Annotated in this window: 24 protein-coding genes; 12 read left to right on the top strand and 12 right to left on the bottom strand. The window is 64.4% G+C overall.

Going from position 1 to position 24,912, the window contains the following annotated elements; all coding sequences use genetic code 11:
- Positions 1-78: 78 nt before the first annotated feature.
- Positions 79-714 carry a GntR family transcriptional regulator gene (locus EDF71_RS08300; protein WP_133856111.1) on the top strand — a complete coding sequence of 212 codons (636 nt, stop codon included), beginning with the start codon at positions 79-81 and terminating at the stop codon, positions 712-714.
- A gap of 30 nt (positions 715-744) precedes the next feature.
- Here EDF71_RS08300 and EDF71_RS08295 read toward each other — a convergent pair whose 3' ends face one another.
- Positions 745-2,037, bottom strand: a complete 1,293-nt coding sequence (locus EDF71_RS08295; protein ID WP_133856110.1) for a TIGR03862 family flavoprotein — start codon at positions 2,035-2,037, stop codon at positions 745-747.
- A gap of 148 nt (positions 2,038-2,185) precedes the next feature.
- On the opposite strand from EDF71_RS08295, the gene moaA reads away from it, so the two are divergent.
- The 3 genes from moaA (at position 2,186) to EDF71_RS08280 (ending at position 4,454) form a co-directional block, all read left to right on the top strand.
- On the top strand, positions 2,186-3,328 hold the full coding sequence (gene moaA, locus EDF71_RS08290) for a GTP 3',8-cyclase MoaA (RefSeq protein ID WP_133856109.1): 1,143 nt from the start codon (positions 2,186-2,188) through the stop codon (positions 3,326-3,328).
- Between the two features lie 69 nt (positions 3,329-3,397).
- Positions 3,398-4,051, top strand: coding sequence for a molybdenum cofactor guanylyltransferase MobA (gene mobA, locus EDF71_RS08285; RefSeq protein WP_133856108.1), 654 nt, complete (start codon positions 3,398-3,400; stop codon positions 4,049-4,051).
- A 73-nt stretch (positions 4,052-4,124) separates the two neighbouring features.
- Positions 4,125-4,454 carry a thioredoxin family protein gene (locus EDF71_RS08280; RefSeq protein WP_133856107.1) on the top strand — a complete coding sequence of 110 codons (330 nt, stop codon included), beginning with the start codon at positions 4,125-4,127 and terminating at the stop codon, positions 4,452-4,454.
- 55 nt (positions 4,455-4,509) lie between these two features.
- Here the strand turns inward: EDF71_RS08280 and EDF71_RS08275 are convergent, their stop codons facing one another.
- The 3 genes from EDF71_RS08275 to EDF71_RS08265 form a co-directional block, all read right to left on the bottom strand.
- On the bottom strand, positions 4,510-5,415 hold the full coding sequence (locus tag EDF71_RS08275; protein ID WP_133856106.1) for an adenylate/guanylate cyclase domain-containing protein: 906 nt from the start codon (positions 5,413-5,415) through the stop codon (positions 4,510-4,512).
- A 243-nt stretch (positions 5,416-5,658) separates the two neighbouring features.
- Complete coding sequence (locus EDF71_RS08270; RefSeq protein ID WP_133856105.1) at positions 5,659-6,672, bottom strand: LD-carboxypeptidase; 1,014 nt, start codon at positions 6,670-6,672, stop codon at positions 5,659-5,661.
- Between the two features lie 188 nt (positions 6,673-6,860).
- Positions 6,861-7,298: a BON domain-containing protein gene (locus EDF71_RS08265; RefSeq protein WP_133856104.1), complete on the bottom strand. Its 438-nt coding sequence runs from the start codon at positions 7,296-7,298 to the stop codon at positions 6,861-6,863.
- Positions 7,299-7,544: 246 nt separating this feature from the next.
- Between EDF71_RS08265 and EDF71_RS08260 the strand changes: the two genes are divergently transcribed.
- Together EDF71_RS08260 and EDF71_RS08255 are read left to right on the top strand one after the other, a co-directional pair.
- Positions 7,545-9,239: a SulP family inorganic anion transporter gene (locus tag EDF71_RS08260; RefSeq protein ID WP_133856103.1), complete on the top strand. Its 1,695-nt coding sequence runs from the start codon at positions 7,545-7,547 to the stop codon at positions 9,237-9,239.
- Between the two features lie 123 nt (positions 9,240-9,362).
- The gene (locus EDF71_RS08255; protein ID WP_133856102.1) at positions 9,363-10,112 is read left to right on the top strand and encodes a sulfurtransferase; all 750 of its coding nucleotides are present in this window, start codon (positions 9,363-9,365) and stop codon (positions 10,110-10,112) included.
- A gap of 38 nt (positions 10,113-10,150) precedes the next feature.
- Here the strand turns inward: EDF71_RS08255 and EDF71_RS08250 are convergent, their stop codons facing one another.
- Together EDF71_RS08250 and EDF71_RS08245 are read right to left on the bottom strand one after the other, a co-directional pair.
- Positions 10,151-10,561 (bottom strand): DoxX family protein, encoded by a 411-nt coding sequence (locus EDF71_RS08250; protein WP_133856101.1) that lies wholly within the window; start codon positions 10,559-10,561, stop codon positions 10,151-10,153.
- A gap of 81 nt (positions 10,562-10,642) precedes the next feature.
- Complete coding sequence (locus EDF71_RS08245) at positions 10,643-11,344, bottom strand: pirin family protein (RefSeq protein WP_133856100.1); 702 nt, start codon at positions 11,342-11,344, stop codon at positions 10,643-10,645.
- A gap of 217 nt (positions 11,345-11,561) precedes the next feature.
- Between EDF71_RS08245 and EDF71_RS08240 the strand changes: the two genes are divergently transcribed.
- From EDF71_RS08240 to gluQRS, 3 genes are all read left to right on the top strand, one after another.
- On the top strand, positions 11,562-12,494 hold the full coding sequence (locus EDF71_RS08240) for a LysR family transcriptional regulator (protein WP_133856190.1): 933 nt from the start codon (positions 11,562-11,564) through the stop codon (positions 12,492-12,494).
- Positions 12,495-12,606: 112 nt separating this feature from the next.
- Positions 12,607-13,722, top strand: a complete 1,116-nt coding sequence (locus EDF71_RS08235) for an FAD-dependent oxidoreductase (protein WP_133856099.1) — start codon at positions 12,607-12,609, stop codon at positions 13,720-13,722.
- Between the two features lie 114 nt (positions 13,723-13,836).
- Positions 13,837-14,811: a tRNA glutamyl-Q(34) synthetase GluQRS gene (gluQRS, locus tag EDF71_RS08230; RefSeq protein WP_133856098.1), complete on the top strand. Its 975-nt coding sequence runs from the start codon at positions 13,837-13,839 to the stop codon at positions 14,809-14,811.
- Here gluQRS and EDF71_RS08225 read toward each other — a convergent pair.
- From EDF71_RS08225 to EDF71_RS08215, 3 genes are read right to left on the bottom strand one after another with little or no spacing between them, the layout of a single operon-like run.
- Complete coding sequence (locus tag EDF71_RS08225) at positions 14,804-16,069, bottom strand: ferritin-like domain-containing protein (RefSeq protein ID WP_243854223.1); 1,266 nt, start codon at positions 16,067-16,069, stop codon at positions 14,804-14,806. The genes gluQRS and EDF71_RS08225 overlap by 8 nt on opposite strands.
- Positions 16,070-16,074: 5 nt before the next feature.
- On the bottom strand, positions 16,075-16,941 hold the full coding sequence (locus EDF71_RS08220) for a PhnD/SsuA/transferrin family substrate-binding protein (RefSeq protein WP_243854222.1): 867 nt from the start codon (positions 16,939-16,941) through the stop codon (positions 16,075-16,077).
- A gap of 37 nt (positions 16,942-16,978) precedes the next feature.
- The gene (locus EDF71_RS08215) at positions 16,979-18,091 is read right to left on the bottom strand and encodes an acyl-CoA dehydrogenase family protein (protein ID WP_208301011.1); all 1,113 of its coding nucleotides are present in this window, start codon (positions 18,089-18,091) and stop codon (positions 16,979-16,981) included.
- A 322-nt stretch (positions 18,092-18,413) separates the two neighbouring features.
- Here EDF71_RS08215 and trmB point away from each other — a divergent pair, with 322 nt between their 5' ends.
- Positions 18,414-19,193, top strand: coding sequence for a tRNA (guanosine(46)-N7)-methyltransferase TrmB (gene trmB / locus EDF71_RS08210; RefSeq protein WP_133856097.1), 780 nt, complete (start codon positions 18,414-18,416; stop codon positions 19,191-19,193).
- 322 nt (positions 19,194-19,515) lie between these two features.
- Complete coding sequence (locus EDF71_RS08205) at positions 19,516-20,490, top strand: succinylglutamate desuccinylase/aspartoacylase family protein (protein ID WP_166656485.1); 975 nt, start codon at positions 19,516-19,518, stop codon at positions 20,488-20,490.
- A 69-nt stretch (positions 20,491-20,559) separates the two neighbouring features.
- Here the strand turns inward: EDF71_RS08205 and EDF71_RS08200 are convergent, their stop codons facing one another.
- Entirely contained in the window at positions 20,560-21,351 is a 792-nt protein-coding gene (locus EDF71_RS08200) for an SDR family oxidoreductase (protein ID WP_133856095.1), read from the bottom strand.
- 47 nt (positions 21,352-21,398) lie between these two features.
- On the bottom strand, positions 21,399-23,039 hold the full coding sequence (locus EDF71_RS08195) for a 3-(methylthio)propionyl-CoA ligase (RefSeq protein ID WP_133856094.1): 1,641 nt from the start codon (positions 23,037-23,039) through the stop codon (positions 21,399-21,401).
- 267 nt (positions 23,040-23,306) lie between these two features.
- Here EDF71_RS08195 and EDF71_RS08190 point away from each other — a divergent pair, with 267 nt between their 5' ends.
- Positions 23,307-24,008, top strand: a complete 702-nt coding sequence (locus EDF71_RS08190; protein ID WP_133856093.1) for a pseudouridine synthase — start codon at positions 23,307-23,309, stop codon at positions 24,006-24,008.
- A 27-nt stretch (positions 24,009-24,035) separates the two neighbouring features.
- On the opposite strand, the gene EDF71_RS08185 is transcribed toward EDF71_RS08190, so the two are convergent.
- The gene (locus EDF71_RS08185) at positions 24,036-24,740 is read right to left on the bottom strand and encodes an SDR family oxidoreductase (RefSeq protein ID WP_133856092.1); all 705 of its coding nucleotides are present in this window, start codon (positions 24,738-24,740) and stop codon (positions 24,036-24,038) included.
- Positions 24,741-24,912 lie beyond the last annotated feature (172 nt).

Below are 24,912 nucleotides of genomic sequence, written 5' to 3'. Positions count from 1 at the left end.
CCAGGCAAGTGTACATTATTCATAATTATGAATGCAGAATTTTGAATTTCAGTCGCCTTCTGTACAATGGCGCCACCGATGAGCCTCCCCAATTTTGCGCCGCGCGCGCTGTACCAGGACGTTGCCGAGCTACTGCGGCAACGTATTTTTGCGCACCAACTGCCGCCTGGCAGCTGGATCGATGAGTTGAAGATTGCCGAAGAAATAGGCATCAGCCGCACGCCTTTGCGTGAGGCTTTGAAGGTTTTGGCGACCGAAGGCCTGGTCACTATGAAGCTGCGCCGTGGCGCCTATGTGACTGAGGTGTCGCAAAAAGACCTGCTCCAGGTCTACCACCTACTGGCTTTGCTGGAGAGCGATGCCTCCGCCGAGCTGGCCCGCTGCGCCAGTGCCGAACAGATTGCCGAGCTACAAGGCCTGCATGATGTGCTGGAAGCCGCCGTCCATGAGCGCGATGCCTTTTTTATTGCCAATGAGCAGTTTCATATGCGCGTGCTGGAAATGCTGGACAACAAATGGCTCAGCCAGATGGTGGCTGACCTGCGCAAGGTGATGAAGCTCAACCGCCACAACTCGCTGTTCAAATCCGGCCGCATTGAGGAATCGCTGCAAGAGCACCGCGCCTTGATGCGGGCACTGGCTGCGCAGGACAGCAGCGCAGCTCGGGCCTGCGTGATGCTGCACTTCAAGAACGGCTTGGCAGCTGCATCCTAGCCCTGGGGACGCAGCGCTGCCTGGGCTGACTCAGCCCTTGAGAAAATGCGCAGCGCCCTGCGCTGCCCGCACGCCGCTCGACAAGGCGGCTGTCAGCAGATAGCCGCCTGTCGGCGCCTCCCAGTCCAGCATCTCACCGGCGCAAAACAGGCCGGGACGGACATTGCACATCAGGTCATGCGAGAGCGCAGTAAAGGCCACACCACCGGCGGTGCTGATGGCCTCATCGATGGGGCGCGTGGCGACCACGGTGATGGGCGCCGCCTTGATGGTGCGCGCCAGCAGCTCGGCATTCTGCATGCCCTCCTTGCCCAGCACTTCAAACAGCAACGCAGCCTTGATGCCATCCAGGCCCAGCCGGCTCTTGAGGTGGCTGGCCAGGCTGCGTGAGCCGCGCGGATGGCGCACTTCGGCCAGCACGCGCTCGGCGCTGTGGTCGGGCAGCAGATCGACGAGGAAGGTGGCACTGCCCTGGGCCTTGATGGCATCCCGCAGCGGTGCAGACACGGCATAGATCAAGCTGCCTTCCACACCAGCGTCGGTCGCGACAAACTCGCCACGGCGTGCAAAGCCCGCTTCGCTGCCGTCGTCAAAACGGATCGCCACGGATTTGAAAGGCTGGCCTGCAAACTTGCTGGCAAAAAACGGCGACCAGCCTGGTGCCGTCTCGCCATCGGCGGCTGGCAGCATGCGCACATCAAAGCCACAGTTTGCAGGCTCCAGCGGCACGGTACCCACGCCCGCCTGCGCCAGCAGCGGCATCCAGGCGCCGTCCGAGCCCAGGCGTGCCCAGCTGCCACCGCCCAGCGCCAACACCGTGGCACGGGCTTGCACGCTGCTCTCACCATCCGGCGCCGCAAAGCGCAGTGCGCCTGCCTCGTTCCAGCCCAGCCAGCGGTGGCGCATCGCAAAACGCACACCCGCTGCCCGCATGGCCACCAGCCAGGCACGCAGCAGCGGCGCGGCCTTCATGTCTTTGGGAAACACACGGCCCGAGGTGCCTACAAAGGTCTCGATGCCCAGATCCTGCGCCCAGGCCTGCACTTCGGCAGCGCCAAAATACTGCAGCCAGGACGCGACCACCGCCTGTTGGCGCCCATAGCGCGCGACAAACGGTGCCATCGGCTCGGAATGGGTGAGATTGAGTCCGCCGCGCCCGGCAAGCAGGAACTTGCGGCCTACCGACGGCATGGCGTCATAGACCGTTACCTGCAAACCGGCCTGCGCCAGGCGGTGTGCTGCCATCAGGCCAGCCGGGCCGCCGCCAATGACTGCGACATCCACGGTGGCAGGCGAAGAAGAGGATTGGCTGGGCAAGGTCATGGCAAAAGCAAAGCAAAAGAGAACAAGGGGGCGAACCATACACCAAGTCCGGCCCCTGGCAGACAAGGATTGCTACTTTTCGCAAACTGCTGATGCAGCGCATACCCGCAACAGCACATCGGAAGGCGGCCTCTAGTACCATTCCGCTATGGATCGTCCCGTCATTTCCCTGGTTGACCTGCGTCGTTATGACGCCCGTCTGGCCATGCCCACGCCTGCTGGTGCCACGCTGTCGCACGGCGGGGCGGTGCGTGACCAGCGCCAACGGCCGCTGCGGGATTTGCGCATCAGCGTGACGGACCGCTGCAACTTCCGCTGCAGCTACTGCATGCCCAAGGATGTGTTCGACAAGGACCACCAATACTTGCCGCACCGTGATTTGCTCAGTTTTGAGGAAATCACCCGCACTGCCCGGCTGTTTGCGCAGCTCGGCGTCGGCAAGCTGCGCATCACCGGTGGCGAGCCGCTGCTGCGCAAGAACCTGGAGGCGCTGATCGCCCAGTTGGCCCAGATCGAGACCCTGGACGGCTCGCCCATGGATCTGACCCTGACGACCAATGGCTCCATTCTGGCACGCAAGGCCCAGGCCCTCAAAGACGCCGGGCTCAAACGCCTGACCGTCAGCCTTGACAGCCTGAGCGACCCGCTGTTCCGCCAGATGAACGACATGGATTTCCCGGTCGCCACGGTGCTACAGGGCATCGAGACCGCGCAGGCCGTGGGCTTTGCCAATATCAAGGTGAACATGGTCGTCAAGCGCGGCGTCAATGACCATGAGGTGATCGCGATGGCGCGCCACTTCCGCGGCAGCGGCGTGACCTTGCGCTTTATTGAATTCATGGACGTGGGCGCCACCAATGGCTGGCGGCTGGAAGAAGTGCTGCCCTCGGATGCCGTGCTGGAGCCCCTGCAGTCGGCCTTTGCGCTCACCCCCTTGTCGGCCACCGCACCCGGAGAGACAGCGGTGCGATGGGGCTATGTCGGCGCTAACGGCCAGCATGACCCGAGCCTGGGTGAGATTGGCCTGATCAGCAGCGTCACACACGCCTTCTGCCAGGACTGCAACCGCGCACGCCTGTCGACTGAAGGCAAGCTGTTTTTGTGCCTGTTTGCCAGCGAAGGCTGGGACCTGCGCGCCATGCTGCGCAATGGCGCCAGCGACAGCGACCTGCGCCAGGCCATTGCCCAGGTCTGGGGCCAGCGCAGTGACAACTACAGCGAGCAGCGCAGCCAGCACCCCGAGATCGCGCTGCAGCGCCAACGGGTCGAGATGAGCTATATCGGCGGCTGACAGCGGCATCGCCCTCTGCTGATGGCTGCCACAATCAGAGGGTCTGAAACCCTGCTGCCTTTACCGACCATGCCCTCTTCCTCACCCGCCATTCCCCCTGAACACATCACCGGCCTGGTACTGGCGGGCGGCCAGGGCACGCGCATGGGCGGTGTTGACAAAGGGCTGCAACTGCTGGGCGGCCAGCCGCTGGCATGGCACTGCGCCCAAAGGCTGCAGCCGCAGGTGGGGCCCGTGTTCATCAATGCCAACCGCCATCTGGATGCCTACCGCGCGCTGGGCTACCCCGTGGTGGCAGACCTGAGTTTGCCGGACACCGAAGCCTATGCAGGCCCGCTGGCAGGTTTTGCCGCCGGCTTGGCGGCCTGCCAAACGCCCTGGCTGTTGACGGTAGCCTGCGATACGCCGCACTTCCCGCAAGACCTGGCCCAGCGCCTAGCGCAGGCAGCGGCCGCCCAAGATTGCCCCATTGCGATGGCCTGCACCCCGCCTGAGGAGCCCGGCAGCGACCGCCCGATTTTGCAACCCACCTTCTGCCTGATCCATGCCAACCTGACGGATAGCGTGCGCCAATTTGTGGCTGGCGGCGGGCGCAAACTGCGGCAGTGGGCGGCACAGCATGGCCAGTGCCGGGTGCAGTTTGACGATGCCCAGGCCTTTTACAACGCCAATACGCCCGAGGAGCTGGCCCGGCTGCAGGACATGACAGCGCCGCACAAGTGACTGGCGCTGACGAACGCTGGCTGTGCCAGTGCTATAACGGATTAGATCAGCATTCCCACCTTGGAGCCGCCTTTTGACCTACTCGGCACAGCACCTCAGCCAGGAGCCCCAGCGCTCAGACATCGATACCCAGCCCGGTTTGACTGTTCTGGAATTTGGCACGCCCTGGTGTCCGCATTGCCTGGGCGCACAAGGCCTCATCGAGCAAGCGCTGGGCCCGCGCGCCGATATCCAGCATCTGAAAGTGGAAGATGGCCCTGGTAAGCCATTGGGCCGCAGCTACCGCATCAAGCTATGGCCAACCCTGGTGATGCTGCGCGATGGCCAGGAAGTGGCCCGTGTGGTGCGCCCAACCGATGCGGCCAGTATCAACACCGCACTGGCAGCGCTGCAAACGCCATAAGTTGAAAATTATTGAAGCTGGCTCGGCGCATGCATGCCGGGCCTGCCATGCGTGCCTAGACCGGCGTCACCGAAAACGCCGTGCTCGGCGCCGTCGGGTCTTCGGGCGATACGCCAAAGTACATCACGCCCACGCCATGCAGTTGCACCGATTCACGGCGCACGGCGGTCGCGGGGTTGGCACCAAAGCTCACCCAGGTGCCATAGCGACTCAGGTCGGTGTAGATCACATTGCCACTGCGCCAGTCGATGCGGCCATGCTGGCGGGAAACACGTCGGTCCAGCACGACCCATTCGGAATCGGAGGAGCGGCCCACAAACAGCGGCATCTCCTGTGTGCTGAAAAAGCGCTCCACCCCGCCGGATGCCAGCCGCAGGCGCATCTGCACCACCGCCTCGGGCTTCATCGGCAAGACGGAGTCATAGGCGGTCACGATGTCCTGGGCTTCGGGCTCAATCCATTGCACCTGGTAGAGCATTTGCTGCTCGGCCTTGCCACGCACATCCATCCAGCCCATGGGCACAAATACCGTGTCCGCACGTGCGCCAGACTCCATCGTTGACGAGGCGGCCCAGATCTCGCGGTGACCGGCCTTTTCGCAGAGGCGCGCAGCCATGTTGACCGAGTCGCCATAGCAATCGCCCTCCATCAGCACCACTTCACCGGTGCTCATGCCGACACGTACATGGAATTTTTGTGAGGCAGGCAGGGAATCCCATTGCCCGTAGTGGCGGCGCATCAGCATGGTCATGGCGCTCACGGCCAGCGCACTGCTGTTGAAAATGGCCAGCACCCCATCGCCCAGGGTTTTGACCACCCGGCCCCCCGCTTGAACAACGACTTGCTTGAAAGCATCCGTCATGCCCGCGACTGCTCGTGCAGCACGTTCATTGCCCAAGGTTTCGAACAATGCGGTACTGCCCGAGATATCGATGAATACCACGGTGGCGACAGTTGTCATGGATTTTCTTGTTACTGCTGGTGCTACCTCCTCCCCAGGAGCAACGCCAGCTTATGCATGAGTAGCGACCATGCATATTACACTGCAAACCGGGCCTCGCGGCCAGTCCAAGCCCGTGGTAGAACTTACGAATTGTTTAGATTCCAACAGACGGGCTAAGCCAGGGTTCTGGCAAACCCCGGTTCCAGGCCGCTTGCAGCATGGCAAAGCGCCCATCCGCCAGACACGGTCTGGCGCAGTTACTTATTGATGGCCCCAATAAATCAAGGCATCCCGGCCTTCCACGCTCAGCGAGACCTGAGCGCCCACCGGCAGCAGCACCTTGGTCGGCACATGGCCAAAAGGCAGGTTGGTGAACACGGGAGCCTCGATCTGCGTGCGCAGCCACTGCACCACGCTGGCCAGCTTGAAGCCCTTGTCATGCGCATTCAGCTGGTAATCACTGAACTGGCCAAACACCACGGCCTTTTGCTGGGCCAGCACGCCGGCATGCAGCAGGGTGGTGAGCATGCGTTCGATCTTGTAGGGCGTCTCGCCGACGTCCTCGATAAACAGCACCCCGCCCTTGACCTTCGGCAGATAAGGCGTGCCCACCAGCGAGGCCACCATCGCCAGGTTGCCGCCCCAGAGCGTGGCCTTGGGAATGTAGACATCGTCCGAGGCCGAAGCGCCCGTCACCGTGCCGGCCTTTTCAGGTGCCAGGCGCCAGCCCGCGCCTTCACCCGCGCCGCTCAGCAGGTCTTCAAAGCAGTCCTGCATGATGTCGTCCACGCCGTCTTCGGCGCCAAAATCGCCCACCAGTGCAGGGCCGGCCCAGGTCATAGCACGGGTCTTGGCGTAGAGCGCCAGCTGGAACGCGGTGAAATCGCTCAGGCCGACAAAGCGCGTGCCCGAGGCCACGGCCTTGGCGATCTGTTCATAGTCCAGGCGGTGCAACAGGCGCGAGAGCCCGTAGCCGCCCCGGCTGATCATGGCCACATCGGCACCGCTTTGGCAGGCGCGGTCAATGGCTGCAAGACGGGTCTCGTCATCACCGGCGAAACGGGTGCTGGAAGCCAGCGCGTCCTGGTCCACTTCCACCTGGTGGCCCATGGCTTCCAGGCGCTTTACCGCCAGCTTGAAGGCCTTTTTGTCGCGCACCGCGCCCGAGGGCGAGTACACATAAATATGCTTGGGGCCGTGGGCATGGTGGTGCTGGCAGTGCTCGTGGTCGCAGTGACCATGGTCGTGGTCATGGGAGTGGTCGTGCTGGTGCATGGCGGCGAAGGGAGGTAGAGAAAGGCAGGCCCGAGGCCGCCCAATAATAAGAGCAGTGCCCGGCTCTGCATGCAAAACCGGCACCTTCGGTGTTGGGCGGCATTATGCGGCCAAGCGCCTTAGCTGCGGCGCAAACGGGGACTAAGGCCATGGATGGGACAGGGACGGCAGCACGTGAATGGCCTCGCTCAACCCAGCGCATCCGCACGCACCTGGATCAGGCTGAAGACGCCATGCACCCCGGGCGCGCTGTTCGCAATCGCCACCGCACGGTCCAGCAGCGGTCTGGACGAGACCGTGCCGCGCAAGGTGACCATCGCATGCGAGGTCTCCACCTGCAGGGCCAGCAGATCCTGGTTTTGCGAGGCCGCCAGCGCATCCATCACCTGCGACGAGATGGCGTCATCGTCAGCACGGCGGCGGTTGGCCTGCGCAGCGCGCTCTACCGCCTGGCTGGCGCGCTGGCCCGAGGCATCCAGCGTCTGCCCCACACCCTGGCTCCAATGCCAGGCCTGCTGCAGCGCCCCGCCTTGCCACAGCGCCGCCAGGCCAGCGCCCAGCAGGGCAAGTGCCAGCGCAGCGATGGCGAGGGTTTTGACAACGGAGGAGCGACGGATCAAGTGCATGGGAAGCGGGAGCCAAGGCAGGCACAGGAAAGGGGCTGGACCACGCCAGCATGGCGCTGGCAATGCTCACCATTGTGGCGGCGACCCGCACAGTTGCCTAGGCTCTGCGACAAGAAACTGCAAGCTATACCCGCAAGATACCTGGCCTTGGCAATTCTTCACAGTCCAGGCTTTACACAACCCCTGCAGTCACCCTTGCGCAAGCGCCGAGCTGCAAGCCTGGGTCGATGCAGCGACAATGCTGGCATGCAGTCCTCCCTGATCTACCGAATTTTCCCCTTCCTGCGCTGGCCCAAGCCGACCAAAGAGCTGTTGCGGGGCGAATTCATGGCGGGGATGACAGTGGGGCTGATGCTGGTTCCGCAGGGGGTGGCCTATGCGCATCTGGCTGGCATGCCGTTGATCACCGGTATCTATGCCTCGATCATTCCGGCGGCCGTGGCCATTCTCTTCAGCCCCTCGCCACGTCTGGGGGTCGGTCCCACCGCCCTCAGCACCTTGCTGATTGGCGCGTCGCTGACCGGCATGGCCGAGCCGGGCTCGGCCCAGTGGGTGGTGCTGGCTGCCTGGATGGCCATCATGGCCGGCCTAGTGCAATTGAGCCTGGGCCTGGTGCGCGCCGGCTGGCTGCTGAACCTGGTGACCTCGCCGGTACTGGCCGGCTTTACCCAGGCTGCCGCGCTGCTGATTCTGGCCTCGCAGCTGCCCAGCTTGCTGGGCATGCGCAGCGACTGGGCCACTGTCTGGGACAACCCCTCGCTGGGCCTGTTCGACTGGCGCTCCATCCTGCTCGGGCTGGCCAGCATTGCCCTGCTGGTGGTGGCCAAAAAGTGGCGCCCGGCCTTTCCCTCGGCCGTTTTTGTCATTGGCTGCACCGGCTTGATCAGCTGGGCCACCGATTTTGCCGACAAGGGCGGCGCCGTGGTCGGCCACCTGCCCACCGGCCTGCCCCACCTGGTCTGGCCCGGCATGCTGGACTGGTCGCAGTTTGGCCTGCTGGTCATGCCGGTGTTGGTGATCTCGCTGGTCAGCGCACTGGAGACGGCTTCGAGCGCCCAGGTCGAGCACCAACAGGCGGGCACCCGCTGGGACAGCAGCCAGGAGCTGGTGGCCCAGGGCCTGTCCAAGATGAGTGCCGGCCTGTTTGGCAGCTTTGCCACCAGCGCCTCGTTTTCGCGCTCGGCCGTCAATCTGCTGGCCGGCGCCAAGACCGGTTATTCCAATGTCTTCTCGATCCTGCTGGTTGTCGCCGTGGTGTTGTGGTTCATCCCCGCGCTCTACCATGTGCCGCAGGCGGCGCTGGCGGCCATCGTGATGACGGCCGTGGCCAACCTGGTCAAGCCACGCGCCCTGCTCTATTTGTTCAAGATCTCCCGCATCGAAGGCTGCATTGCGATGGCCACCTTTGGCATCACCTTGCTGACCGCGCCGCGCATCTACTGGGGCGTGCTCTCGGGCATCCTGCTCAGCTCCTGCTACTTTCTCTACAACCGCCTGCACCCGCGCATTGTGGAAGTCGGCCTGCACCCGGATGGCAGCCTGCGCGACCGCCATCTCTGGCAGTTGCCACCGCTGGCCCCGGATGTGCTCGCATTGCGCATGGATTCGGAGCTGGACTTTGCCTCGGCCGCCGCGCTGGAAGAGCGCGCCGCCAATGTCTGGACCCAGCATGCCCACTACCGGCAGTTGGCCCTGCTGGCCCAGCCGATGAACCAGATCGACATCACCGGCGTCGAAGCCTTTGTGCGGCTGGAGCGCATGGCTGCCAAGCGCGGCGGCATGCTGCATATCGTCGGCATGAAGCTGCCCGTTGAAGCCCGCCTCAAACGCGCCGGCCTGCTGCAGGACAACCCGCATCTGCGCATGTACCGCACCGATGCCGAGTTTTTGCAGGCGATGAACCGCGCGCACAGCGATGACGGCATCGAGTATTCGATCTAGAGATTCGGGCGCTGTCGCAAGGGCCTGAGCAGCGGCCCGTGCTTCCCTGGCTAAAATAGCCGCCCGCCATGCACTCCGGCACAGGCGGCTATTTCATCCCCTGAAGCTTTGCCAGAAACCACCGTGTCCTCGATTCTCAACATCTCCTGCTACAAGTTTGTCAGCCTGCCTGACTGTGAGGCGCTGCGCGAGCTGCTGGCCCAGCGCGCGGCCGATCTGGCGCTCAAGGGCACGGTGCTGTTGGCCGAGGAAGGCATCAATTTCTTTCTGGCTGGCCCCGCCGAGGCGGTACACGCCTGGGTAGATGCGCTGCGCGAGGACCCGCGTTTTGCCGACGTGCAGCCCAAGGAGAGCTGGTCGCAAACGGTGCCGTTCCGCAAGATGCTGGTCAAGGTCAAGCCCGAGATCATCCGCATGGACCACCCAGCCATCCGCCCTGCCAATGGCCGCGCGCCATCGGTCAGCCCCCGCGATCTGCAGCGCTGGCTGCAGCAAGGCCATGATGACCAGGGCCGCCCGGTGGTAACCCTGGACACCCGCAATGACTACGAGGTGGACGAAGGCGCCTTTGTCGGTGCAATCGACTGGCGGCTGCGCAAGTTCACCGAGTTTCCAGACCAGCTGCGAGCCCACCGAGACGACTTGCAAGGCAAGACCGTAGTGAGCTACTGCACCGGCGGCATCCGCTGCGAAAAGGCCGCCATCCTGATGCAGGAAGAAGGCCTGACGCATGTCTACCAGCTGGAAGGCGGCATCCTCAAGTACTTTGAAGAAACCGATGGCAGCGGCTACCAGGGCAGCTGCTTTGTGTTTGACGAGCGCCGCGCTGTCGATGACGACCTGCGCAAGACGGCGCTCAAGACCGAGCCCTGACAGCTAGGCTACTGCCCGGCTCGGCATGCTACGTACGATCAAGCAGCGTGGCGCTTGGCGTCCAGGCTCCAGGCTCCGGCCCCAAAGGCGGCAAAGGCCAGCAGACCGCCCACGATGGCGATGTTCTTGTTGAACAGCAGCTTGGTCACCATCACGGCCTCGGCGGGAACCGACCAGTAGGCATGGAAGATCATCGTCGCGGCCAGGGTAAAGATAGCCAGAATGGCGGCGGCATAGCGCGTGCCAAAGCCCAGCAGCAAGGCCAGACCACCCAGAATCTCGATCGCCAGGCCAACGGCCACGCCCACCTCGGGCATGGGCATGCCGGCGGATTGGGCATAGCCCACGGCCCCGGCAAAGCCGGTCAACTTGCCCCAGCCCGGAATGATAAAGAACCAGGCAATCAGAATGCGGCCCAACAGAGCCAGAGGATTTTGCAAAGCGTTCATTTTCTTCTCCTTGAATTAACACCACCACCACTCACACCCGCACACGGGGCGCTGTCCGCAATGGCAGCGCCCCTGTGAACATCAAGCAGCCAGATCAAATACCAGCACTTCGGCATCGCGGGCTTGCGCCAGGCGCAGCGATGTCTCCTGGTCCAGATAGGCAGCATCCCCGGTGTGCAGCGCCGTGTCATTCACAGACACATCGCCCCGCACCACATAGACATAGGACTTGCGTCCGGGCGACAGGCGCAGGCTGGCCTCTTCATCGCCATCAAGCAAGCCGGCATACATGCGCGCATCGGCATTCATCGTCAGCGAGCCTTCTGCCCCATCGGGCGACACCACCAGGCGCAGTTGGCCGCGCTTGTCCGCATCGGCAAACGTCTTTTGTGCATAGCTGGGCGCAATGCCCTTGCGATCGGGCTCAATCCAGATCTGCAGAAAATGCGTTTCCTGGCCGCTGGCATGGTTGAACTCGCTGTGCTGCACGCCGGTGCCGGCGCTCATGCGCTGCACATCACCCGGTGGCAGGCCTTCGATATGGCCCATGCTGTCCTTGTGGGCCAGGTTGCCCTCCAGCACATAGCTGATGATTTCCATGTCACGGTGGCCATGGGTGCCAAAGCCCTTGCCTGGTGCCACCCGGTCTTCATTGATCACACGCAGATTGCCCCAGCCCATGAAGCGGGGGTCGTAGTAGCCGGCAAACGAGAAACTGTGGTTGGAGCGCAGCCAGCCATGGTCGGCATGGCCACGATCAGCAGATTTACGAACCATCAACATTTTTGATCTCCTGTCTGGCAAACGGCGCCCATTGCGCTGTTCATCACCATGTCCATGACTGTAAAACCGCAGCTTCTGCCTGCGGGGCAGCGGTTTTGATGGCATCATTCAAAAAATCTGATGGGCCTATTCCAAGGCCGAAATCAAGCCGGCCTCAGCAGCGAAGATTTACCGATCTGCCCAGAGCCGCATGTAGGAAAGAACCGTCAAAATGGCCTTGTTGCGTGATCGCGATGTGCTGACCCCCGATACCCTGGCCTTGCTGCAGCTGGTGGCTGACTCCGGCAGCTTTGCCGCGGCAGCGCGCCAGCTGGGGCTGGTGCCCAGCGCCCTCACCTACCGCATCCGCCAGGTCGAAGACGCCTTGGATGTACTGCTGTTTGACCGCAGCGCACGCCAGGCAAGGCCGACCGAAGCCGGCCAGGAGCTGTTGCGCGAGGGCGCACGCCTGCTGTCCGAAGTGGATGCCGTCGCCAACCGCGTGCGCCGCGTGGCCACCGGCTGGGAGCCGGAGTTGCGCATTGCCGTCGATGGCGTCATCTCGCGCACCACCTTGCTGGAGCTGATCGAGGCCTTCTACACGATTGCACCGCCCACCCGGCTCAAGATCACCGACTCCATCCTGGCCGGCACCCTGGAAGCCCTCAGCTCGGGCCGCGCCGATCTGGCCATTGGCATTGCCGTCGATGCATCGCACGTCGCAGGCCTGCAGCAGCTGGACCTGGGTGAGATCACCTTCCGCTATGTTGTCGCACCCCACCACCGCCTGGCCGACGAGATGCAACCGATCAGCGACGAGGTGCTGCGCCAGCACCGCATCATCGCGGTCGCCGATTCCTCGCGCAGCGGAAACGGCCAGACCATCGGCGTGATCAACGGCCAGGATGTGCTGACGGTGGACACCATGCAGGCCAAGCTCCAGGCGCAGTTGCGCGGGATTGGTGGCGGCTTTCTGCCCGACAACATGACCATGCCCTATCTGCGCAGCGGCCAGCTGGTGGAGCGCGAATTGATGCGGCCACCGCGCAAGATCAAGCTGCGCTACGCCTGGCGCGGCACCAACCCGGGCAAGGCTTTGCAGTGGTGGCTGGACCAGCTGCAGTCCGAGGCCACACGCACTTCTTTACTGAGCAATCACTATGTGGGATAAATCCTGAGCAAAATGGGCGTGCACACCGTGTAGAGTGGTTCTCCAGATGGCGCTGCACCCGCAGCCATCTGTGACGCCTTATCGTTTGTCGAAACAGTACAGAAAGTCTTTCATGTCTTCTCGCATTCCCCCCAAACCCAAACGATCTGCATCCTCCTCCAACATTGTCCTGGCCACCCGCAAGCACTATGCCGTGGTGGGCGCTGGCATGGCCGGCGTCGTCTGCGCGCGCACCTTGCAGCAAGCGGGCCACCAGGTTACCGTGATCGAAGCACAACCCCAGGTGGGTGGCCGCATGGCCAGCCGCCACAGCGCACACGGCAGTTTTGATGTCGGCGCCCAGTTCTTCACGGTGCGTGACCCGCGCTTCAAATTGGCGCTGGACACCACGCCCCATGTCACCCGCAACTGGAGCGTCAACGCCATCCGCACCCTGGATGCCACCGGCAAGGTCGCCGTCACCACCCAGCGCGGCATGGAAGCCCACCTGATTGGCGTGCCCACGATGGACAGCCTGCTCGCCTCCTGGGCCGCACCGCTGGATGTGCGCCTCAACGAATACGCGCTGGCCTTTGAGCGCGATGCCCTCAACGCCAACCAATGGCAGCTGCGCACCGAAGATGTGGACGGCGGCGTGCATGTCTACGCCGGCCTCGATGGCGTCGTGCTGGCTATTCCTTCGCCCGAAGCGCAAGAGCTGCTGGCCGACAGCGAAACCCATGTGCCCGCCGACTGGCAGCTGTCCGATGTCTATATCGCTCCAAGCTGGACCCTGCTGCTGACCTTTGCCCACGCGGTCGACCCCAGCATCACCAATATGGGCCCGCAGTGGAATGCCGCCCGCACCGAACACCCCCGCATCACCTGGCTCTCGCGCGAGTCGTCCAAGCCCGGTCGCGGCAAGGTCGAGCGCTGGACCGTGCAGGCCAGCCCCGACTGGGCGCGCAAGCACGAGAACGACGAGCCCCAGCGCGTCGCCGCCAAGATGCTGCAGGCCTTCTCCGAGCTGACCCGCATCCGCGCCACCCCCAGCGACATCCGCGTCGTGCAATGGGGCTATGCCAAAACGATCAACCCCCTGCCCAAGGATGCCAAGGGCCAGCCCCGCAGCCACCTCTGGAACGCCAAGAGTGCCATCGGCCTCTGCGGCGACTGGTGCCTGGGCTACAGGGTTGAAGACGCTTTTGTATCCGGACTGGAACTCGCGCTGGCCGTGCTCGGCGAATAAGCGCAGCGCGCCCGGCAGCCTGCTGGGCGCATTTCCGTTCTCTCCATCCTCAGCCGTTGCCGATACCTGGCAACGGCTTTTCGCGCTGGCCAGCGGCATTACACTTGCTGTCCCATGAGCTCACGCGTTTATACCGGCCGTTTTGCCCCCTCGCCCACCGGCCCGCTGCATGCGGGCTCTCTGGTGGCGGCCCTGGCGTCCTGGCTGGATGCCCGCGCCCATGGCGGCACCTGGTTGCTGCGTATCGAAGACATCGACCCGCCCCGCTGCCCGCCCGGCATGGACCAGGAGATCCTGCGCCAGCTCCATGCGCTGCAGCTGGTCCCCGATGCGCCACCGCAGTGGCAGTCTGCCCGCCATGCCCTCTACGCCCAGGCCCTGGCGCAACTGCAGGCAGCCGGCTGGGCCTATCCCTGCGCCTGCACGCGCCGTGACATGGATGCCGCGCTCGCCGCCCAGGGCCATGTGCACGAGCGCCATGGCGAGCGCCCCTATCCGGGTACCTGCCGCGATGGCCTGCATGGCAAGACCGGCCGCAGTTGGCGCTTTCATACCCAGCGCTACCAGCAGCATGCCAGCGCAATCTCGGCCGAAGATGACTTGTTGCCCACACCCCACCACCCGGTGCTGCACAGCGACCAGCAGCTGCTGTGGCAAGACCGCTGGCTAGGCCCCATGCAGCAGGATGTAGCCGCCAGCGTGGGCGATTTTCTGGTACAGCGCGCCGATGGCCTCTGGGCCTACCAGCTGGCCGTGGTGGTCGATGATGCGGCGCAAGGCATCAGCGATGTGGTGCGTGGCGCCGACCTGGCCGACAACACGCCGCGCCAGTTGCTGCTGCAACGGGCGCTGGGCCTGCCAGCACCGCGCTATATGCACACGCCCTTGGTGCTGCAGGCCGATGGCGAAAAGCTCTCCAAACAATATGGCGCCCCGGCCCTCGTGGTGGACAGTGCCGAGCAGCGCATCGCCGTACTGCGCCAGTCGGCCCAGCACCTGGGGCTGGAGGCCGGCCAGGCCAGCAGCATCCCCGATGCGCTGGCCGACTGGACGGCGCAATGGGCGCGCCGCCATCTGGCCGCTACATGAAATTGCGCGTGTGCAAGGAGGCCAGCTCCTGCGCATGTCCACGCTCAAAGCCCAGCCGCACCAGCTTGGTGTAGCGGCCATCGGCCATGTCCTGCATCAGCTGCTGCACGCGCTGGCTGCCCAGCGCCAGCGCATCGGCGGACAAGGCACCGGCGCCCACCAGGATCAGCGCATCAAACACCTCTTCATTCAGGCCGGATGTGCCAGCCAGCGCATCGTGGCGCGCTTCCACCGCCTGCGCCAGCCGGTGGCGAAAGTCCGGCTTCAGCTTCAGGCGATGCAGCAGGTGCGACATGCCCAGCGCCACATGGCGTGCCTCATCGCGGGCAGCCAGGCGGCAGATCTGGCGGGTCAGCGGATCGGGCGCATAGGTCTGCAAGAACTGCAGCAGGTTAACAAAGCTGCCCTCGCCCAGCACCGACAGCAAAAAGCCCGCGACCGAAAAATCCTTTTCCGCCAACAGGCTCTGCAGCGATGCCTGGCCGCCAGCGGTGGAGAGCGCCGGCTCACGCCCATGGCGGCGAATGCGGCGGGTGAACACATCGATATGGCGGGCCTCGTCGGCCACCTGGATCGCCAGCGCCGCCTGCAGCTCGCGGTAATGCGGGTGCAGCTCGCCCAAAAAACGTGCCGGCACGATCAGCGCCGCATTCTCGTTCTCGACCATATAGGTCATCACCTGGACAATGGCGTCCTCGATCACCGCCGCTGGCTCGGATGCATGCGCCCAGTCGATGTCGGTGTCGGCATTCCACTGCGCAGCCACGGCCTGGGCATACAGGTCACCGGCCTGGTCGGTCCAGAACTCGGCCTTTTCCTGCAGGCGAAAGGCAAAGGCCGGTGCCCCGGCCTCCACCGCGGCACCGCGTGCTGCCAGGCCCCAGGCCGGATCGGCCTGCGCGGCCACCGCACCGGGCTGGCTGGCATCGCTGTGGCCCGCCACCGCCGCATGGCGCCAGCGGCCGGCTTGCGCACTGCCACGCCGCACCAGCAAGGCCGGCTGCCGCAGCCAACCAGTCGGCGTTTGCAGCGCATGGCCCTGGGCTTGGCACCAGGCGGCCAACTGCGCCTGCCAGCCCGGCGCCTGGCCGCTGACCCGAATGGACTCGCCGACAGCCACAGCGGCCAGGCCGTGCTTGACCAGCAGGTGCGCACCAGCATCAAAGCCCAGCCGGCCCAGATCCACCAGCGGCAGGCGGGTGGGATCGGCCTGGCCTGGGCTGCCAGAGCTGCTGGAGGCTGCGGGCGGTTTTTCCATGGGCATCAATACCGGTAGTCAGCCGCGAGGATGCGGCCCGCGTCATCATAGAAGCGCTCGTCGCGCACCGCACGGGCCAAGGGCACATAGCCCGAAGCACGGCCAGGGTGCCAGACCTTGAGGCCTTCCAACTCCAGCAAGGGGCGGATCAACGGGTCGTCCCAGGACATGGCCAGCAGGATCTCGGTAAAGCGCGCGGCATCGGCAGCGCTGATGCTGGGCCCGGAGGTCATATTGCAATGGTCAAAAGGCTGCGAGGTGTCGAGCACGCGCGTGGCGCCGGCAGGCAAAGTGCCTTCGGCGGCAAAGGCCAGGTAGTTCTTGGCAACCATCCAGGACGCCGCAATCTCGCCCGCCACCATGGCCTTGGCCGCCAGGCGCTCGCCACCAATATGGTCGCCATGCTTGCCGCCCAGAACATCAAAGCGGCGCGCCTGAAAATCCTGGCCCGCCAGCATGCCCTGTTGGCGCAGGTGGTCCAGCGGGATCAGGGTGGCCTGGGGCGAATCAATCGCGCCAAAGCCCAGGGTCTGGCCACGCAGGTCGGCCAGGGTCTGGGCCGGGCTGTCTGCGCGCACCACCAGCAGTGATTGCACGTCCATGTCGGTGTCGCGCATCGCTATCGAGCGCACCTGCTGGCCGGCAGCCCGCGCCATCAGCTCCGCACGCACAAAGGCCAGCGGAGAGTTCCAGGCCAGCTGCACCGTGCCATCCATCAGCGCCTCGGTCAGCGATTCATAGTTGGAATACAGCACATAGTCAAAGTACAGGCCTTGCTCGATGAAGTGGGCCTTGAAGCCCTCCCAGATGGTGATCACCTTGGGCGCATAGGCGACGGCGCCCATCTTGAGGGTCGTGTAGGAAGCGGTCATGGGTGCATGTCTCTCCAGTTAGTTGGGTCACGGGGGCTCAGGCTGCAGCGTCGCACAGCGCCTTGCCCAGCAGGTCATAGATCACATCGGTGGTGGGCGCCATCACAGAGGCCGCGCGGGCATCGCGGAACAGCCGCTCAATGCCCAGCTCCTTGCGGAAGGCCGCGCCACCGCAGACGCGCATGGCGGTATCGCTCACCTCCAGCGCCGCCTCGGCCGCAGCGGCCTTGCATTGCAACAGTCGGGTCTTGGCATCGGGGCGTCCTGCCAGCACCGCTTGCACGGCGTCATCGCGCAACAGGCGGGCCTGGTCGGCCTTGAGCTGGGCCTTGGCCAGGTAGGCGCGGATGGTGGGCAGGTCGGCCAGGCCGCTGCCGTTTTCGGCAAAGCGGGTGTGGGCCACATGCTGCAGCGCGCGGCGCAGCACGCCTTGCATCAGGCCGACCGAGGTGGTCGCGATCAGGGTTGGAAAGTAAGGCATCAGGTAGCGGGTCTTGACGTCCTCGCCCTGGCCATCCTCACCCAAGCGGCAGGCCAGCGGCACAGCCACATCTTTGGCGATGATCGGTGACGAGGCATTGCCGCGCAGCCCCATGCCATCAAAGCGCGACGGAATCTGCAGCCCGGGCAGGCGGCTGTCGACCAGCCACAGCGTATTGCCCTCGCCCGTGCTGGCCCGCGAGATCCAGACATAGGAATCGGCCTCGCCTGCCGAGGTGATCATGCTTTTCTGGGCATTGAGCAGAACCGCGTCCTGGCCCTGCGCAGCGGCGGTACCCGTTGGCGCCCAGATATGGCTGCGGGAGCCGGTCTCCGACACCGCCAAGGTAGTGATGTGGTGGCCCTGCGCGATCGAGCGGCGCGTGTCTTCGGCCGCAAAAGGCTCGATCAGCGCCACGCCACAGTAGTGCATGGTCAGCACCATGGCCGTGCAGGGGCAGTCCTGGGCAATGCGCTCCACCACTTGTACGGCTTCGGGCAGGCCTGCGCCCATGCCGCCCACCTCAGCGGCACTGATCAGGCCCAGCAGCCCCTGGCTGCCCAAGGCCTGCAGCGCCTGGCGCGGGTAGACCGCCTGGCTATCGGTATGCGCGGCCGCCGGCGCGATGAGGTCGCGCACGATCGGCTCCAACGACGAAAGGATGTCCATGCTGCTCCAGATGCTGGCGCAACTGGCAGGCCCATACCGGAACCCATGGGGCAAAAAAAAGGCCGCCAGGCGCATGCCGCGCGCGGGCCCCAATACCCCGTGTTTCCTGCCGCATACAGACCTGCAATCACGACAGACTTCACATTGAAAAGGGCATTATAGGCAGCGACTTTGCCGCCAGATGGCAGCCAGCACGCACGGCGATTGCCCAGTGTTTTGCCACTGCAGACCGGAAAAATCTACAATAGCCCCTTTTTTGACGCGGCCGAGCGCCCCTTGCCGGGCAAGCGCCACCCTGCCGCTTGTGCTGAGCGGCACCTCCATGACCATGCAATCTTCTTCGACGCCTGCTGCTGGCCCCGTGCCCGAGCCCATCATCACCAACGCACGCGATGCCAGCAGTGCCCCCGGCCATGCGCCTGCGGATGTCGCCCATCCCAAGACCATCCGCTCCTATGTGCGCCGCGCAGGCCGCACCACCACCGGCCAGGCCAAGGCCTTTGAAACCCTGGGCACCCGCTATGTGCTTCCCTATACCGGTGAGGCCTTCAATGCCGAAGCCGCCTTTGGCCGCCAGGCCAAGGTGATTCTGGAGATCGGCTTTGGCATGGGCGAGGCCACCGCGCACATTGCCCGCGTGCGCCCGGACGACAACTTTCTGTGCTGCGAAGTGCATGAGCCGGGCGTGGGCGCACTGCTCAAGCGCATTGGCGAGCAGGACATCACCAATATCCGCATCTTCCAGCATGACGCCGTGGAAGTGCTGGAGAACATGCTGCAGCCGGGCTCGCTCGACGGCATCCATGTGTTCTTCCCCGATCCCTGGCACAAGAAAAAGCACAACAAGCGCCGCCTGATCCAGTCGCCCTTTGTGGCCCAGCTGGTGGCCCACTTGAAGCCCGGTGGCTATATCCACTGCGCCACCGACTGGCAGCCCTATGCCGAGCAGATGCTCGAAGTGCTGTCGGCCAACCCCGACCTGAAGAACACGGCCGACGGCTATGCGCCGCAGCCCGAGTACCGCCCTCTGACCAAGTTCGAGAACCGGGGCCTGCGCCTGGGCCACGGGGTCTGGGACCTGGTCTTCACCCGCGCCGCATAAGCGTGCTGGGCCCGGTTGCCCACGCTCCCGCAAAGGCTGCCTTGGCAGCCTTTCTCATTTTTGGCTGCCCCGGGCACCGAGCTGGCCAGGTAACAATTGCTTTGCGTATCAAAATTGATAGCAGAATCGACCGCCTGCAGCGCCCGATGCGGTAGGATGGCTGCTGGCACCTGCTAGCAGCTGCCAATGGCACACGCCGCCCCCTGCCCCACGGTTGTGGGTATAAACCTTGCGCCCTGCTCTGGTGCGACAGTCCCTGGCGGGATGCAAGGCTTGTGACGCAGCGGCCCGGGCTGGCATGCCATCACACCGGAAAACTGCAATGACTGTCTCTCGCTTCCACATTCCGCAACTGGACCACAGCCCCTCCGCCGAGCAGCCCGCGGCCTTGCGCAGCTACGGCTGGGCATCGTCCGTGCCGGGCCCGTCCCTGCTGATCTTTGGTGCTGTGCATGGCAATGAACAAAGCGGCACGCATGCGATCCGCCGCTGGATCGAGCGCTTTGAATCGGGCCAGGTGCGCCTCAAGCGCGGGCGCCTCACCATGGTGCCCGTGGCCAACCCCAAGGCCTTTATCAAGAACGAGCGCGAAGGCGACCGCAACCTGAACCGCAACTTTGTGCCCCAGGCCGAGCCGCAGAACTTTGAAGACCACATGGTCAATGCACTGGCACCGCTGCTGGAGAGCCATGATGCGCTGCTCGATCTGCACTCCTACAGCGGCGAAGGCCGGGCCTTTGCGATGACCGGCCCGCTCAACAACACCGGCACGCTGGAGCCCTTTGCGCGCCAGCAAGAGGAAGAGGCCTTTGCCAAGGCCGTGGGCCTGCCCGTCATCGTGCAAGGCTGGCTGGAGGTGTACGAGCAAGCGGTCAAGGCCAGCGGCGGCGCCATTCGCCCCGAGCATGGCATCGGCACCAATGAGTTCATGCGCAGCCGGGGCGGCTATGCGATCACCGTGGAATCAGGCTCGCACGAAGAGCCGCAGGCCATCGAGGTGGCGGACCGCTGCATCGCCGGCGTGCTGAACCTGCTGGAGATGGCCGATGTGAGCGTCGAGCCCGTCGCCCAGTACACCACCCACCACATGAAGCAGGTGTTCATGCGCCAAAGCGCCGATGACCGCATGCAAAAAGAGTGGCAGAACTTTGACCCGTTCAGCCAAGGTGACCTGCTCGCCACCCGCGCCGATGGCAGCCAGATTCTGGCGCCCTTCGATGGCTGCGTGATCTTCCCCCAGCCCGATGCCGCAGTGAACCGCGAGTGGTTCTACCTGGCCCAGACGGACCACAGCTGATCCAGCGAAAGCGGGCTGCCCATTAAAGGCAGCCCTTTCAATTTCCGGGACCGAATCAAGCTGTCCGCGTCAGCCGGCCGTGACGATGCTCACCCCGCCATCGACGGCCAGGCATTGGCCGGTGATGTGCTTGCCGGCATCGCTGGCCAGCAGCACGGCAGCGCCCTTCAAATCATCATCCCCGCCCAGGCGCCCCAGTGGCACGCCGGCGGTCATCGCATCCTCGCCGATCTGGTCAATCAGGCCATTGGCCATCTTGGTGCGGAAAAAGCCGGGCGCCAGCGCATTGACTCGGATGCCGTAATGCCCCCATTCGGCGGCCAGCGCGCGGGTGAAGTTGATGACGGCGCCTTTGCTGGTGTTGTAGGCAATGGTTTTCATTGCCACCGGGTTGCCGCCCAGCCCAGCAATCGATGCCAGGTTGATGATGGCGCCCTGCCCGCGTGCAATCATGCAGCGCTTGGCCAACTGCTGCGACAGCAGAAAATAGCCACGCACATTCAGGCTCATCACCTTGTCCCAGGCGGCAGCCGGGTGGTCTTCGGCGGGCGCGCCCCAGCTGGCTCCGGCGTTGTTGACCAAGATGTCCACATCGCCCTCGCGCGCCAGCACCTCTTGCGCCAGGCGCTCGATTTCGCTGTCCACCGCGCAGTCGGCGGCAATCCAGCGTGCATCAATGCCTGCGCCCGCCAGTTCTGCCACCGCGGCTTCGAGCTCGCTGGCCTTGCGGCTGGTCACCACCACCTTGGCACCAGCCTCGCCCAGCGCATGGGCCAGCTGCAGCCCCAGGCCGCGCGAGCCGCCGGTGATCAGTGCCGTCTTGCCCGTCAAATCAAATAATTGCCCAATCTTGCGCGTCATGCAAAGGCCTCCTGGTCTGCCTGAAGAAATGGATCAAATGGAAGCCATCAGGCCGGCAGCACATAGTCCTTGAACTGCTCGCGCAGCCGGGTCTTGAGCATCTTGCCTGTGGCGCCCAGCGGAATCGTATCGACAAACAGCACCGCATCGGGAATCTGCCACTTGGCCATCTTGCCCTGGTAGAAGGCCAGCAAGTCCTGCTCGCTCACAGCCGCATCTTTTTTGAGCGCCACAAACACCACGGGCCGCTCGTCCCACTTGGGATGGGGCATGCCCACACAGGCGGCCATGGCCACGGCCGGGTGGGCCATCGCGATGTTCTCGATATCGATGGAGCTGATCCATTCACCGCCGGACTTGATCACATCCTTGCTGCGGTCGGTGATCTGCATAAAGCCATCGGCATCGATGGTGGCCACATCGCCGGTGGGGAACCAGTCGCGCCCCTGTGCATCGGTGACCAGTGGCGAGGCGCCTTCGCTGCGGTAGTAGTCCGCCACCACCCAGGGCCCGCGCACCAGCAGGTCGCCATAGGTCTTGCCATCCCAGGGCTGGTCCTGGCCATCGTCGCCGACGATCTTCATGTCCACGCCAAAGATGACCCGGCCCTGTTTGGCCAGCAGCTGTGCCTGGGTGTCGGCCGGCAGCTCCAGGTGCTTGTGCTTCAAGGTGCAGACGGTCCCCAGCGGGCTGAGCTCGGTCATCCCCCAGGCATGCAGCACGGTGACGCCATAGTCTTCCTGGAAGGTCTTGATCATCGCCGGCGGGCAGGCCGAGCCGCCAATGATGGTGCGCTGCAGGCTGCCAAAGCGCAGGCCCTGGCTTTGCACATGGCTCAGCAGCATCTGCCAGACGGTGGGCACGCCGGCGGCAAAGGTCACCTTCTCCGCCTCCATCAGCGCGTAGACCGAGGGGCCATCCAGCGCCGGGCCAGGAAACACCAGCTTGGCGCCATTGAGCGGCCCGGAAAACGGCAGGCCCCAGGCATTGACGTGGAACATCGGCACGACCGGCAGCACCACATCGCGCGAGGAGATATCCATCACATCGGGCAGCGAAGCGCCATAGGCATGCAAGACGGTGCTGCGGTGCGAGTACAGCACGGCCTTGGGGTTGCCCGTGGTGCCGCTGGTGTAGCACATGCCGCAGGCGGTGTTTTCGTCAAACTCGGGCCACTGGTAGACGCCGTCGGCGCCGGCGATCCAGGCCTCGTAGGCGACCAGGCCCGGGATGCCGGCATCGGCGGGTAGTTTGTCGGCATCGCACAGCGCCACCCATTGGCGTACCGTCGGGCAGCGCGCGTGGATCGCCTGCACGATCGGCAGGAAGCAGCTGTCAAAGCACAGCACCTCGTCCTCGGCATGGTTGACGATCCATACCACCTGGTCCGGGTGCAAGCGGGGGTTCAAAGTATGGATGACCCGGCCCGAGCCGCCCACGCCGTAGTACAGCTCCATATGGCGGTAGCCATTCCAGGCCAGACTCGCCACGCGCGTGCCTGCGGCCAGCCCCATGCCATCCAGGGTCTGCGCCAGCTGCCGCGAGCGCTGGGCAAACTCGCCATAGGTGTAGCGGTGGATATCACCTTCCACACGGCGCGAGACGATTTCGGTATCGCGGTGGTAACGCTCCGCAAACTCCAGCAGGTTGGAAGTCAGCAGTTGCTGCTTTTGCATCAGGCCTAGCATTGGGTCTCCTTGTGATATGGCCAGTGGCGGCGCGCAGTCAAGGCTGCACATACCACCACCGGCATGCATCTGTTTTTATAGCGCTTGTGCGCGGCAAAGGGCATCGTAGCAACCCGCACTGCCAGCGGGCTGCATGAGCAAATGCCTGCAGCTTATGACGAGGCATACAGTACAGGCTGCGGCGCGCAACGCGCACTGCGCGCTGTCACCTAGGCTGCAGCCCTTAAAATCTGGCGCATTTCTCCGCTGCCTTTTTGCCCTGTTGCCATGCTGATCCCCGCCTACATCGACGAGCACCTGCTGGTGCTGAACAAGCCATCGGGCCTGTTGTGCGTGCCCGGCCGGGGAGAAGACAAGCAGGACTGCCTGAGTGCCCGGGCCCAGCAGCAATGGCCGGATGCGCTGGTGGTGCACCGGCTGGACCAACCCACCTCGGGCCTGGTGGTGATGGCGCGCAGCCTGGCCGTGCAGCGTGCGCTGGGCGATGCCTTTGCGGCACGTGCCGTGCGCAAGCGCTATACCGCCGTGGTCTGCGGCAATCCAGCTGCACAGCCTCTGCCACCCGAGCATGCGCTGCATTCCGCGATGCCGCAGGATGGCCACGCATGGAGCCTGGTGGACCTGCCTCTGATCACCGACTGGGAGCGCCGCCCTTTGCAGCGTGTGGATTGGGAGATGGGCAAGCCCAGCCAGACCTGGTGGCGGGCGATGGACGCTGAAGAAGCGGCCGCGCTGCCGGCCATCCCCGCTGGCAGCACGCGCCTATGGCTGGAGCCGCTGACCGGCCGCACGCACCAGCTGCGCCTGCATATGCAGGCCATCGGCCATGCGATGCTGGGCGACGGCCTGTATGCCAGCGCCGCAGTGCAGACCATGGCGCCACGCCTGCTGCTGCAAGCGCAGCAGCTCGGCTTTGCCCACCCGGTGACCGGCCAGTGGCTGGACTGCCGGCTGGTGGCCGATTTCTAAAGGCCGTCCTGGAACGGCCGGTTCGTCTTAGACGTGGCGCATCAGGCCGCCATCCACGCGGATGTTCTGGCCGGTGATGTAGGCCGCCCCTTCGGAGGCCAGAAAGGCCACGGTGGCGCCAATCTCGTCCGCCTTGCCATAGCGCTGCAGCGGCACGGCCGCCTGGCGCTCGTCCTTCTTGGGCAGGCTGTCAATCCAGCCGGGCAGCACATTGTTCATGCGGATGTTGTGCTTGCCGTATTCGTCGCAGAAGATCTTGGTGAAGGCCGCCAGCCCTGAGCGAGCCATGGCCGAGGTGGGGAACAGCGCTGCGGGCTCAAACGCCCAGGCCGACGAGATATTGATGATGGCGCCGCCGCCCTGCTTTTGCATGATGGGGGCGACCAGGCGCGTGGCACGCACCACGTTCAGAAAGTAGACCTCCAGGCCCTTGATCCAGTCCTCATCGCTGATCGACAGCAGGCCACCCTTGGGGCCGTGGCCTGCGCCATTGACCAGCACATCGATGCGGCCGTAGCGCGCCATCACGGCATCCACCAGTTTTTGCATGTCGGCCACATTCTGGTTGGACCCCGTCACCCCTACACCGCCCAGCTCCTGGGCCAGCGCCTCGCCCTTGCCCGAGGACGACATAATCCCCAGCGCATAGCCGGCCTGGTGCAACTGGCGTGCCGCCGCTGCGCCCATGCCGGATCCACCGGCGATCACGATGGCTACTTTGGATTGGTTCATGCTGTGCTTCCTTTGTCTCAATGGTTCCAAAGCTGTCGATCCTAACCAAGCCGCCGCGCCTGTGCAGGCATCCGGGAAAAACGCCGCTGTTGGAAGCTGTTTGCCATCTTGACGCAGCCGCGTTGGAGTGCAATCGGGATGAGTTCGAAGGGCTGGTTCCGCAGCTTGCACT

Origin of the sequence: Comamonas sp. JUb58, from assembly GCF_004364775.1 — a bacterium.
Lineage (GTDB): Bacteria > Pseudomonadota > Gammaproteobacteria > Burkholderiales > Burkholderiaceae_C > Comamonas.
This window is presented reverse-complemented; position numbering and strand designations above follow the sequence as displayed.

What these genes read in the sequence shown, in the direction of transcription:
- EDF71_RS08225 (WP_243854223.1), bottom strand. Translation starts at nt 16,069, where the DNA reads ATGGAAAAACCGCCCGCAGCCTCCAGCAGCTCTGGCAGCCCAGGCCAG.
- EDF71_RS08245 (WP_133856100.1), bottom strand. Translation starts at nt 11,344, where the DNA reads ATGTTGATGGTTCGTAAATCTGCTGATCGTGGCCATGCCGACCATGGC.
- EDF71_RS08265 (WP_133856104.1), bottom strand. Translation starts at nt 7,298, where the DNA reads ATGCACTTGATCCGTCGCTCCTCCGTTGTCAAAACCCTCGCCATCGCT.
- EDF71_RS08275 (WP_133856106.1), bottom strand. Translation starts at nt 5,415, where the DNA reads ATGACAACTGTCGCCACCGTGGTATTCATCGATATCTCGGGCAGTACC.
- trmB (WP_133856097.1), top strand. Translation starts at nt 18,414, where the DNA reads ATGACCATGCAATCTTCTTCGACGCCTGCTGCTGGCCCCGTGCCCGAG.
- EDF71_RS08250 (WP_133856101.1), bottom strand. Translation starts at nt 10,561, where the DNA reads ATGAACGCTTTGCAAAATCCTCTGGCTCTGTTGGGCCGCATTCTGATT.
- EDF71_RS08300 (WP_133856111.1), top strand. Translation starts at nt 79, where the DNA reads ATGAGCCTCCCCAATTTTGCGCCGCGCGCGCTGTACCAGGACGTTGCC.
- EDF71_RS08205 (WP_166656485.1), top strand. Translation starts at nt 19,516, where the DNA reads ATGACTGTCTCTCGCTTCCACATTCCGCAACTGGACCACAGCCCCTCC.
- gluQRS (WP_133856098.1), top strand. Translation starts at nt 13,837, where the DNA reads ATGAGCTCACGCGTTTATACCGGCCGTTTTGCCCCCTCGCCCACCGGC.
- EDF71_RS08215 (WP_208301011.1), bottom strand. Translation starts at nt 18,091, where the DNA reads ATGGACATCCTTTCGTCGTTGGAGCCGATCGTGCGCGACCTCATCGCG.
- EDF71_RS08260 (WP_133856103.1), top strand. Translation starts at nt 7,545, where the DNA reads ATGCAGTCCTCCCTGATCTACCGAATTTTCCCCTTCCTGCGCTGGCCC.
- EDF71_RS08235 (WP_133856099.1), top strand. Translation starts at nt 12,607, where the DNA reads ATGTCTTCTCGCATTCCCCCCAAACCCAAACGATCTGCATCCTCCTCC.
- EDF71_RS08185 (WP_133856092.1), bottom strand. Translation starts at nt 24,740, where the DNA reads ATGAACCAATCCAAAGTAGCCATCGTGATCGCCGGTGGATCCGGCATG.
- EDF71_RS08195 (WP_133856094.1), bottom strand. Translation starts at nt 23,039, where the DNA reads ATGCTAGGCCTGATGCAAAAGCAGCAACTGCTGACTTCCAACCTGCTG.
- EDF71_RS08200 (WP_133856095.1), bottom strand. Translation starts at nt 21,351, where the DNA reads ATGACGCGCAAGATTGGGCAATTATTTGATTTGACGGGCAAGACGGCA.
- EDF71_RS08190 (WP_133856093.1), top strand. Translation starts at nt 23,307, where the DNA reads ATGCTGATCCCCGCCTACATCGACGAGCACCTGCTGGTGCTGAACAAG.
- EDF71_RS08270 (WP_133856105.1), bottom strand. Translation starts at nt 6,672, where the DNA reads ATGCACCAGCACGACCACTCCCATGACCACGACCATGGTCACTGCGAC.
- mobA (WP_133856108.1), top strand. Translation starts at nt 3,398, where the DNA reads ATGCCCTCTTCCTCACCCGCCATTCCCCCTGAACACATCACCGGCCTG.
- EDF71_RS08220 (WP_243854222.1), bottom strand. Translation starts at nt 16,941, where the DNA reads ATGACCGCTTCCTACACGACCCTCAAGATGGGCGCCGTCGCCTATGCG.
- EDF71_RS08295 (WP_133856110.1), bottom strand. Translation starts at nt 2,037, where the DNA reads ATGACCTTGCCCAGCCAATCCTCTTCTTCGCCTGCCACCGTGGATGTC.
- moaA (WP_133856109.1), top strand. Translation starts at nt 2,186, where the DNA reads ATGGATCGTCCCGTCATTTCCCTGGTTGACCTGCGTCGTTATGACGCC.